The organism is Pseudomonas sp. IT-P176, assembly GCF_949767245.1.
In the GTDB taxonomy this organism is placed as follows: Bacteria; Pseudomonadota; Gammaproteobacteria; order Pseudomonadales; family Pseudomonadaceae; genus Aquipseudomonas.
On the sequence record NZ_CATKPN010000089.1, the window covers coordinates 1 to 1,182 of the forward strand.

The 1,182-nt window shown below is 59.3% G+C and carries 1 protein-coding gene; it reads right to left on the reverse strand.

The window, feature by feature from the left end; all coding sequences use genetic code 11:
* Positions 1 to 1,182 (reverse strand): DUF2345 domain-containing protein (locus ACM6IP_RS22745; protein WP_414862326.1); only part of this gene is annotated, 1,182 nt, incomplete at both ends.

The following is a 1,182-nucleotide window of genomic DNA, read 5'->3' on the forward strand; positions in this document are numbered from 1 at the left end:
AAGGCTGACGTCTACCGCCGAATCAAAACTGCCCAGCAGCCCGAAACGACCGCCTTGCAGCAATTCGCTGAACAGTCCACGGCCCGGTTTGAGCAGCTCGTTGGCGCAATGCCGCGCAGCGGCGGCGCCACGACTGAAGCCAAAGATGTCGAACTCGATACGGCGAATGGACGTCCCGGGGTTGGCACCCGTAAAGTCACGAAGTTGACCTATGATAGCCTCTGGTGCTTGCTCCACCCGCGCCACCACCCCGGTTCCCCCTCTCCCAGTGCCCTGACCGAAGAGCGAGTCGTTGCCGCCACTTCGTGTACCAATGCCCTCCAGGTAAACCTTGAGATAAACGATCTCTGTAGCAGGCGTTACTGGCGTCGCAGTACTGTCTGGATACAGGTCGTACAAATGCGCCACATTACTCGGTGCATTCCCAAAACTGTCATCCGGCCCCCGGTCGAATCCATCCCCATCGAACCCTTCAAATCCATACCGCTCACACTGCTGGACGATGCTTGCCAGTTCGTCGCGGTCGAATAACTGCAGATCCTCGCGCCGGCATTGCTCGGTAGCGGCGGCATTAGCCTGGTTGTTGCCGGTGCCATCAAAGAACAGGCCCAGGCGCAGGGTGATGCCGTCGAGTTCTTCCTCTTCCTCCTCTTCTTCCAGGCCATAGCTCAGCGAAAGCTCTTCAGGGTTGGCGGTGAAGACACGCTCCGTAAAGCCTTGGCTGTCGGTATTGCCTTTCCAGACTTTGCCGCCGGCTGCGGTGATCTTGTAAGGCATATTGGCCAGGACCTGCTCGGCGTCATCGGCGAATATCCGAAATTGCTGGTTGAACGCCAGCGGCGGATCGATGGGTGCTGGCAGTGCCCCGAGCCGTGCGGCCTGCGCAACCTTGCCCGGAACGTACTCGAAGTGCGCCGCCTTGATACGGACGTCTCCTGCCGTCGCGGACTCGATGCAATTCTGATCAAGGGTGATGTAGCTACCCCCGGCATTGAGGGTGATTTTTTTCTTCGCCGTGATGCGGATTTCATCCTCGGTGCTGGTGATCTCCAGGCCGTGGCGGGCCATCAGTTGCAACGTGTCGTTCTGTGCCTGGACGCTCACCGGGCCCTGGTTGGCGATCAGCTTGATGCCCAGCTTGCGCACAAACAGGCTTAACCCTTGGCCCACCCCGATGAACAG